Here is a 9,031-nt window from a genome sequence, read left to right as displayed (position 1 = left end):
GCGGCGCGCGTCTTGCCATGGCCGGCGGCGACAGGGACGGCTTCCCGCTGCCGCCGTATCACGACACGTCCTGACGTGGCCGCGCCGCTGCACCGAACTTCTCCCGGGTCCGACTGGCCGGGCGGCAGAGCCGCCTCCCGGCCCGCTGGCGCTGGCGGAAATACGGGGACAGTTTACCGAATTCGGGACCGCTCCGGCCGAAACATCCGCGCCCGTCGCCCGAATTCGGTAAACTGTCCCCGCATTTCCTCACCAACCGGACGACACACCCCGGCGAAAAGACCGTCCGCGCTGGCCGGATCCGCCGCATTTCCTCTCCCTCTCTGCCCGCTTCTCCCGCACTCGCCATCACCGTCCCGCCGCGCTAGCATCGAGCCATGACCGATCTCCTCGCCAACGATTCCCCTTCCAACGCGGCCGAATTCACCGTCTCGGAAATCTCCAACGCGCTGAAGCGCACGGTGGAGGATGCTTTCGGCAATGTGCGGGTGCGTGGCGAGATTTCCGGCTATCGCGGGCCGCATTCGTCGGGCCATGCCTATTTCGCGCTGAAGGACGACCGCTCGCGGATCGAGGCGGTGATCTGGAAGGGCACGTTCCGCGGCCTGCGCTTCCGCCCCGAGGAGGGCATGGAGGTGATCGCGCAGGGGCGGCTCACCACCTATCCGGGCTCCTCGAAGTACCAGATCGTCATCGAGAGGCTGGAGCCGGCCGGCGCCGGCGCGTTGATGGCGCTGCTGGAGGAGCGGCGCCGCCGCCTCGCCGCCGAGGGCCTGTTCGACGCGACGCGCAAGCAGCTGCTGCCCTTCATGCCGAAGGTCATCGGCGTCGTCACCTCGCCCACCGGGGCCGTCATCCGCGACATCATCCACCGCATCTCCGACCGCTTTCCGCTGCACGTGCTGGTCTGGCCTGTGCGCGTGCAGGGCGAGACGACGGGCGCGGAAGTGTCGGCGGCGGTGACCGGCTTCAACGCCCTGGCCGCAGGCGGACGGATCCCCCGGCCGGACGTGCTGATCGTGGCGCGCGGCGGCGGCAGCCTGGAGGATCTCTGGGGCTTCAACGACGAAGCCATCGTGCGCGCGGTGGCCGGATCGCTGATCCCGGTGATCTCGGCCGTCGGCCACGAGACCGACTGGACGCTGATCGACCATGCCGCGGACGTGCGGGCACCGACGCCGACGGGCGCGGCCGAAATGGCGGTGCCGGTCAAGGCCGACCTCGAGGCGACGCTCGCCGGCCTCGGCGCGCGGCTCAGGAGCTGTTCGGCGCGCGGCATCGACCGCAAGCGCCAGGCGCTGCGCGCCGCCGCCCGCGCCCTGCCCTCCGCCGACCAGTTGCTCGCGCTGCCGCGCCGCCGCTTCGACGAGGCCGCCGCGCGGCTCGACCGTTGCCTCGACGTCGGGCTGGAGCGCAAGCGGGCGCGCTTCGAGCGGCTGCGGCTGACGCCGGCGACGCTTTCGCGCCGCATCGCCGAGGCGACGCGCACGATCGACCGTCTGGGCGCGCGCCTGCCCGCCGCCCATCTGGCGCTGCGCCGCGACCGCATGCACCGGCTGGGCCGCGCCGCCGCGAGGCTCGGGCTAGAGCCACTCCTGCGCCGCATGTCGGCCTGCGACGACCGGGTGGAAAACCTCGCCCACCGCGCCGACCGCGCCGCCGACGTCCGTCTCGCCCGGCTGACCGACCGGCTGGCGCAGGCCGGCCGCCTCAACGCCTCGCTCTCCTACAAGGCCGTTCTGGAGCGCGGCTTCGTCGTCGTCCACGATGCCGCCGGCGCCCCGGTCAAGCGCGCGGCAAGCCTCTCGGCCGGCGAGCAGGTGACGCTGCAGTTCGCCGACGCCTCTACCGGCGCACTCATCGCCGGCGACGGCCCCGCCCGCCCACGCCCCCGCACCGGAAAGGCGGGCGGCGGCGGCCAGGGCTCGTTGTTCTGAGGGGGGCGGGCGAATGGGCGAATAGGGAGTAGCGAATGGCGAAGGGCGAATAGCGAAATGGAGGGTACAGCAGCGCTCCCCACTCTCCCAACTCCCTACTCCCTACTCCCTATTCGCCATTCGCCCCTCCCCCATTCGCCATTCGCCCATCCCCCCGCCTCTTTCGCAGCCGCGAAACGCCACCTGCCCAATCCTTGAGCGATATGCAAAAAACGCAGGCGATCCATGCGTTCGGCGCTCTTGCGGCACTGCAACATGACGCCTATCTGAGCCGCATCAGATTGCAATTGCCCGAAAGAAAGACACCGATCATGAGCATCCTCAAGAACTACCGCAACTGGCGCCGTTTCCGCAGCGCGATCGACGAGCTGTCGCGCCTGTCCAACCGCGAGCTGGACGACATCGGCATCACCCGCGCCGACATCCCGCACGTCGCGCGCCGCGGCCGCTGATCGTCAGGAAAGTACGGCAGGCCGCCCTCCCGCCCTGCCCCGATCGGCCGCCTGTCCCCTCCCGTGAGGGCGGCCGCATCCCGCAGGCACGTCCGGCGGGCCTTTTTCGTTTCGGCGCGGTGCGTTTCGGCCGCTTTGCGCACCGGCACCCGTTGAACCGGAACGCGCCGGCGCGTATCGACGCGGAATGAAGAAGACCATTCTCATCACCGGCGCAGCCCGCGGCATCGGCCGCGCGATGGCCGATCGTGCCGCGAGCGACGGCCTCGCCGTCGTCGCCCTCGTGCGGAGCCGGCCGGCCGCCGCGCCCGGCACCGGCGTCGAGTTCATCGAGGGCATCGACGTCACGGACGCGGCAGCGCTCGCCCGTGCGGCGGACATGCTGGGCGGCCGCCCGATCGACCTCCTCGTCAACAATGCCGGCATCATCGGCCCGGCGCGCCAGTCGACCCTCGACATGGATTTCGACGGCTTCCGCGAAACGCTGGAGGTCAACGCGCTCGCCCCCTTGCGCGTCGCCCAGACCTTCCTGCCCAACCTGCGCGCCGCGCGCGATCGCAACGGCATCGCCCGCATCGTCACGGTCACCAGCGCCATGGGCCGGATGAGCTACGCCAAGTCGGACCAGATCGCCTACCGCGCCTCGAAGGCCGCCGTGAACAAGATCATGCAGGGCCTCGCCACCGATCTGGCGCCCGAGAGCATCGCCGTGCGCCTCGTCCATCCCGGCTGGGTGCGCACCGACATGGGCGGCAGCGACGCCGACATCGCCGTCGACGAATCGGCAGCCGGCGTGCTCGCGCAGGCCCGGGAATTCTCGATGGCGCAGACCGGCAGCTTCGTCGACTACCGGAGCGAAACCATCGCCTGGTGAGACGCCTGCGGGCGCGGTGAAGACCGCGCGGGTGCCGGGCTGCAGGGCGCGACGAAGAGCTTCTTGAAGTGCTGGACCTTCGCGGCGGTGTTGGTGGATTCGTCGAAGAGGACGCCGAACTCGCCCGGGCTGCGCCACCTCACGGTCCCGGTCAGCAGGCCGAGTTCCCGGCAACGGACCTCCACGCGGTCTCCGGCCCAGATTTCCGCGACGGAATCCGTCGAGACGCGCATGCCTCCGTCGGACATGTCGAGGATGTAGCCGCCGAGAAACAGGCACCTCGCCTGGATGTCGGCTCGCAGACACGCCCGATGCCGCACGGCCTTCCGTTTCTCCGCGCCCATGTCCTACCCCGCTGCCGAACTGCAACCGGGGAGAGAACCGCGCCCCAAGGGCAATGTTCCGTTGCCCGCACGCGGGCCGGCGCGTGCGCTGCGGCATGGTAAACGGCGGGTTTACGAGGAGCCGATGGCGGGCGGCACAGGCGCCTGAAGCAAGTCGCGGGCGGGGGGGCCGACCGGAACAGGCCGAACCCGATCCCGATACGGCCGGGACGCGCGGTTCTTTTGTCGGGTGGGAAAATGGTACGGTTGCTCGGGATCGAACCGAGGACCTCCGGATCCACAATCCGGCGCTCTAACCATCTGAGCTACAACCGCACGCGCTTTCGTGCGAAGCGAGTGTGCAATAAGGTCAAACGACCCTGATTGCAAGTCCGCAAACGGCCTTGCGGAGCCGTTCTCGCGACACTGCCGCCGCGCCCGCCCGGGTGGCGCGCAATGGGCAGCGGAGGCGTATATGGAAAAGGCCGGCCCTTGCGGGGCCGGCCTTTTGCTCAGGAGGCGCGCGGGAGGAGGATGCGCGCCCCTGCACTTGGGCCCTGAACGGTTCAGGCGACCTTGAGTTCCTTCATGGTCTTCTCGAAGGCGTCCTTGGCAGGCTTGGAGATCTCTTCGGCCATCTTGGTCGAAGCGGACTGCATGTCCTTCGCCTGATCGACCACCATCTCCATGCGCTTGCGCATGTAGGTGGTCTGCAGCTCGATGACCTCGGAGAGCGACTTGGCCTTGACGAGCGACTCCATGTAGGAGAAGTCGGCTTCGGCGCCGGCGCGCAGCGCTCCGATGCCCTTCAGCGACATCTCGCTGCCGGCCTTCTTCATGGTCTCCATCGCGGTCTCGACGGTCTTCTGGGCGTCCTCGGCGGAGGCCTTCATCTTGGAATAGACCTCCTTCGACTGCTCGACGCCCTTCTCGGCGAAGGCGCGGAACTGGTCGGTGGCCTTGGACGCGTCGAAGGTGGGGAATTCGATGGTCTCGGCAGTCTTGGCGGCTTTCGACATCTGTCTCTATCCTTTCAGGTGGGGACGGGCTGACGCGAACCGTTTGCGCGTCATATGCCCACAATATAGGCATCAATCTTGTGCATTGCAACATTTTTCTTGCAACGCACCATGAGGGCGGCCGGATTAACCACGGAGGCAGAAAACAGTCGCAATGCCACCCGGAATTGTGGACCTTGGCGACGGGGTCTTTTATTAACAAAGCGTTAAGGTCAGGCGAGGCGGCGCCTGTAGATCGGGATCGTTCGGGACATGTCAGCTAGCGAGTATTCGTTCATCGACATCGCGGTGCTCGACGACGTGCGCGGACGTTTTGCCGCAGGCGACGCGCTGGCGATCCTGTCGAGCGACCTCGAAGAGGTCATCTGGGCGAACGGCCCGGGCGCGCGCCTGTTCGGCTATCCCGACATCGAGGCCATCATGGGCGCGGCTGCGGGCCTGGGGCTCGCGCAGAAGCGCCAGATCGCCGCCTCGCCCGGCTATCCCGACATCGGTGCCGACCGCTCGCTGCTGCTCCGCCTCGCCGCCGGCCACACCAGCCGCGCCGTCAGCCTGCTGGCGAGCGCGATCCGCCTGCCTGACGGCGAACGGGCGATCCTGCTGGCCGCTCCGGCGGCTGCCGCCGGCGCGCGCGATCAAGCAGAGATCGCCGCACGGGCGATCTCGGGCTTCACCGAGGCCGGCTACTATGCCGCATACCTGCGGGCGGGCCGGATCGTCGCCTCCGCGCCCGGGTACGAGGAACTCGGCATCATATCGGCGACCGTGGATGCCATGGTGGCCGACGTGACCGATGCGCCCGACCGCCTTGTGAAGCGTCGCATCGCCGCCGCCAATGGCCGCATTCCCGCAGGCATCGCCCGCCTGTCGGACGACCCGGCGGTACACCTCCTCGTCGTCGTCGACGATCCGGAATTCTACCGCGCAGCCGATTTTCCCGACGAGGCGCCGACCCCGACGCCGGACCGGGCGCCTAAGGACGAGCCTGCGGCCACTGCGGCGGGCGGTGCCACGGCCCTGGCCCGTTCGGGACGCGGGGAAGACGCCGCAGCGCAGCGTGACGACACGCCAGCAGCATCCTTGAAGAAAGCCTCCGCTGACGCGGATGGCGCAGCGCAGGCGCCAGACGCGTCGTCCCCGGTGCCGGACGCGGCGGCCGGAGACCGTTCGCAGCGGAGCCCCATCGATCGCTGGTACTTCGAGGGCGACGCGCCCGCCGGAGCCGGCGAGGCCGGGGCTGCGTCCGCCGAGCATGCCGACGGCCCGGCCGGCGATCCCGGCGCGGACGAGGCGCCGACCATGGCCCACCCCGCCGGCGAGCCGGCGGCAGGCCCGGCACCGGGCGAGGAACGGCCCGAACCGGCCGAACCGGTCCGGCAACCGGAACCGGTCGAGGCGGCCGAACTGCTCTTCACCCGCACCGCCGCCCCGGTCCGCTTCGCCTGGCGGACCGATGCGGAGGGGCGCTTCAGCGCCATGTCGCGCGACTTCCTGGCCGCGGTCGGGGCAAGCGAAGCGGCGGTGATCGGCCGCTCCTTCGCCGACCTCGCAGGCGAACTAGGCATCGATCCGAAGGGCGAGATCGAAGGCCTTCTGGCGCGCCGCGATACCTGGTCCGGCAAGACGGTGCTCTGGCCGCTCGTCGGCACGGGATGGCGGACGCCCGTCGATCTGGCCGCGCTGCCGATCTATGCCCGCGACCGCCGCTTCGAGGGCTTCCGCGGCTTCGGCATCGCACGGCCGGCCGATTCCGTCTTCGTCCCCGCAGCCGTGCCGGAACAAGTCGAGCCGGTTGATCCCGAACGGTACACGCCGGAGGAAGCGTCGACGGAGGCGTCCGCCGCGGAAGGCGCGCCCCACCTGCCTGGCCCGGACGACGGGCAGGAGAACGGACGGCCGACGGATGCCGACGAAGGCCCGGTCGAGACCACCGACGTCGCTCTTCCGCCGCAGGAGGTTTCCGGCGAGCAGGGCAGCGCCGGGACGACCGTCATTCCGCTCGACGAGGCCCGCTCGCGCCGGTTCTCGGACAAGATCATCCGGCTGGCCGAACATCGGCCGCCGACCGTCGAGCGCAATCTCTCGCCCGGCGAGCGCAACGCCTTCCGCGAGATCGGCGACCGGCTGAAGAAGGTCACCGAGCCGCGCGAGGAAGCGGCGGAGAGCGCAAGGCCGAAGGGGACTGCCGAGACGATCGGCTCCGCAGCGGCCGCCGCAGGCGAGGAGACCGCTGCGCCGGCCGCGGGGACACCCGCAAGCATCCCGCCCGAGCCGGAAGACAAGACGCCTCCCCGCCCGCAGGAGCCTGCCCTCGTTGAAGACCCCGTCCGCCCGGGAGAGCCGGCTCTTTTCGAGCAGCCAGCCTTCCCCGACCGGACGGACGATGGTCCCGCCCTCCCGCGCTCGACCAATCCCTTCTTCATCGAGGTCGAGGAAGAACTGTCGGAGGAGCCGCTCACCTCCGAGGTTCCGCCGGCGGCCCCGGTCCAGTCAGGAACCCCTGACGGCGAGGAGCCCGTGGCGGAGATCCCGCAGGACGACGGAGCGCAGCCCGAGGCCGCTGCGGCCATCGCCGGAGAGCCGGCAGCGGTCCGCGAACGCGACGCCGCGCCGCCCATGGCAGAGCAGCCGCCGGCTGCCCTGGGGTCGATCGAGCAGGACGCGCGTCCGGCGGCCGACAACGAGAACGGCCACGCAGGCCGGAACGCGACGGGCGGAGCATCGCCCGCCGAACCGCCGCTCGAATCGCTCCCGACCGGCGATAGCCTGCCGCCGGCCGCAGCCGAGGATGCCCCCACCGAACCCGGCGCAGGCCAGGCGGTGCTTGCCCGCCTGCCCCTGCCGATGCTGGTCCACGCCGGCGACGTGCTCCATTTCGCCAACCAGAGCTTCCTCGACTTCACCGGCTATGCCACGCTGGGCGATCTCGAGAACGCCGGCGGTCTGGGCGCGCTGTTTGCCGAACCCGGCGCGGCATCCGACGCGTCGGACGCGCCGGCGCACGCCGCCCTGCTGCGACGCCGGGACGGCACGACCATTCCGGTCCGCGCGCATCTCCAGTCGATCGCGTGGGGGCGCGGCAAGGCGCTGCTTCTCGCACTGCGCCCCGCCGACCAGCCGCAGGACGAGACAGACGATCGTCCGGACTCCGACCTCGCCGACCGCGTCGAGGAGATGCGCACGATCCTCGACACGGCGACGGACGGCGTCGTGGTGATCGCGCCGGACGGCACCATCCGCTCCATCAACCGGCCGGCCGAAGCGCTGTTCGGCTATGATGACAGCGAGGTTGCGGGCAAGCCCTTCGCCGCCCTGCTCGCGGTCGAGAGCCAGCGGGCGGCGCGGGACTACCTGCAGGGCCTGTCCGACAATGGCGTCGCGAGCGTTCTCAATGACGGCCGCGAGGTGATCGGACGCGAGGCGCAGGGCCGCTTCATCCCGCTGTTCATGACCATCGGGCGCCTGCCGGGCGGCAACGGCTTCTGCGCTGTGCTGCGCGACATCACCTCCTGGAAGCGGGCGGAAGAGGAACTGACAAAGGCGCGGACGCTCGCCGAGCGGGCCTCGTCGCAGAAATCGGAATTCCTCGCCCGCGTCAGCCACGAGATCCGCACGCCGCTGAATGCCATCATCGGCTTCTCGGAGCTGATGATGGACGAGAAGTTCGGCCCGATCGGCAACGAACGCTACCGCGACTACCTGCGCGACATCAACCGCTCGGGCAATCTCGTGCTCGACATCGTCAACGACCTGCTCGACATCTCCAAGATCGAGGCGGGCGAGCAGGAGATGGCCTACGAGGCCGTGTCGCTGAACGACGTGCTGGCCGAGACGGTGGCGATGATGCAGCCCCAGGCCAACCGCGAACGCGTGATCATCCGCTCGAGCTTCGCCTCGCGCCTGCCCGAGGTGGTGGCCGATCTCCGCTCCGTCCGCCAGATCGGCCTCAACCTGCTGTCGAACGCGGTGCGCTTCACGCAGCCCGGTGGCCAGGTGATCGTCTCGACCGCCTACGAGGCGTCGGGCGACGTCGTCATGCGCGTGCGCGACACCGGCATCGGCATGTCGAGCGCCGAGATCGAACAGGCGCTGAAGCCGTTCAAGCAGATCAATTCGCTGAAACGGACGCGCAACGACGGCACCGGTCTCGGCCTGCCGCTGACCAAGGCCATGGTGGAGGCAAACCGCGCCCGCTTCACCATCAACTCGGCCCCCGGCGAAGGAACGCTGGTGGAAATCTGCTTTCCCTCCACGCGCGTGCTGGCCGACTGACACAGTCGGTCGGCACGGGGAAAAGAGATCACGAGAACGTGATATCCCGTCCACGGCTAATTGTTGAGCGGTTGCCTCTGATTTAGCTTCACAAATCCTGATCGCTTCAGTTTAGAATTCTTCCAAACTCCTGATATTGCTTCGCAATACCCTT

Annotated in this window: 6 protein-coding genes and 1 tRNA gene; 4 read left to right on the top strand and 3 right to left on the bottom strand. The window is 69.4% G+C overall.

Annotation, left to right across the window (positions count from 1 at the left end; all coding sequences use genetic code 11):
• The first annotated feature begins 377 nt into the window (after positions 1-377).
• From xseA to N1F91_RS09580, 3 genes are all read left to right on the top strand, one after another.
• Positions 378-1,937 (top strand): exodeoxyribonuclease VII large subunit, encoded by a 1,560-nt coding sequence (gene xseA, locus N1F91_RS09590; protein ID WP_289991705.1) that lies wholly within the window; start codon positions 378-380, stop codon positions 1,935-1,937.
• 311 nt (positions 1,938-2,248) lie between these two features.
• Entirely contained in the window at positions 2,249-2,389 is a 141-nt protein-coding gene (locus tag N1F91_RS09585; protein WP_187972394.1) for a DUF1127 domain-containing protein, read from the top strand.
• A gap of 187 nt (positions 2,390-2,576) precedes the next feature.
• Positions 2,577-3,263 carry an SDR family NAD(P)-dependent oxidoreductase gene (locus N1F91_RS09580; RefSeq protein WP_289991703.1) on the top strand — a complete coding sequence of 229 codons (687 nt, stop codon included), beginning with the start codon at positions 2,577-2,579 and terminating at the stop codon, positions 3,261-3,263.
• Here the strand turns inward: N1F91_RS09580 and N1F91_RS09575 are convergent.
• From N1F91_RS09575 to N1F91_RS09565, 3 genes are all read right to left on the bottom strand, one after another.
• Positions 3,236-3,607 carry a PilZ domain-containing protein gene (locus tag N1F91_RS09575; protein WP_289991702.1) on the bottom strand — a complete coding sequence of 124 codons (372 nt, stop codon included), beginning with the start codon at positions 3,605-3,607 and terminating at the stop codon, positions 3,236-3,238. The two genes, N1F91_RS09580 and N1F91_RS09575, sit on opposite strands and share 28 nt — an antisense overlap.
• Before the next feature lie 238 nt (positions 3,608-3,845).
• Positions 3,846-3,922: transfer RNA gene (locus N1F91_RS09570), tRNA-His, on the bottom strand.
• Positions 3,923-4,152: 230 nt separating this feature from the next.
• On the bottom strand, positions 4,153-4,605 hold the full coding sequence (locus tag N1F91_RS09565; RefSeq protein WP_289991700.1) for a phasin: 453 nt from the start codon (positions 4,603-4,605) through the stop codon (positions 4,153-4,155).
• A gap of 252 nt (positions 4,606-4,857) precedes the next feature.
• On the opposite strand from N1F91_RS09565, the gene N1F91_RS09560 reads away from it, so the two are divergent.
• Positions 4,858-8,877, top strand: coding sequence for a PAS domain S-box protein (locus N1F91_RS09560; protein WP_289991699.1), 4,020 nt, complete (start codon positions 4,858-4,860; stop codon positions 8,875-8,877).
• Positions 8,878-9,031: the final 154 nt, after the last annotated feature.

Origin of the sequence: Aquibium sp. ELW1220 (assembly GCF_030398385.1) — a bacterium.
Lineage (GTDB): Bacteria > Pseudomonadota > Alphaproteobacteria > Rhizobiales > Rhizobiaceae > Aquibium.
Note: the sequence above shows the minus strand (reverse complement) of the source record. Positions and strands in the feature narration are given on the sequence as shown.

What these genes read in the sequence shown, in the direction of transcription:
- N1F91_RS09575 (WP_289991702.1), bottom strand. Translation starts at nt 3,607, where the DNA reads ATGGGCGCGGAGAAACGGAAGGCCGTGCGGCATCGGGCGTGTCTGCGA.
- N1F91_RS09585 (WP_187972394.1), top strand. Translation starts at nt 2,249, where the DNA reads ATGAGCATCCTCAAGAACTACCGCAACTGGCGCCGTTTCCGCAGCGCG.
- N1F91_RS09560 (WP_289991699.1), top strand. Translation starts at nt 4,858, where the DNA reads ATGTCAGCTAGCGAGTATTCGTTCATCGACATCGCGGTGCTCGACGAC.
- xseA (WP_289991705.1), top strand. Translation starts at nt 378, where the DNA reads ATGACCGATCTCCTCGCCAACGATTCCCCTTCCAACGCGGCCGAATTC.
- N1F91_RS09565 (WP_289991700.1), bottom strand. Translation starts at nt 4,605, where the DNA reads ATGTCGAAAGCCGCCAAGACTGCCGAGACCATCGAATTCCCCACCTTC.
- N1F91_RS09580 (WP_289991703.1), top strand. Translation starts at nt 2,577, where the DNA reads ATGAAGAAGACCATTCTCATCACCGGCGCAGCCCGCGGCATCGGCCGC.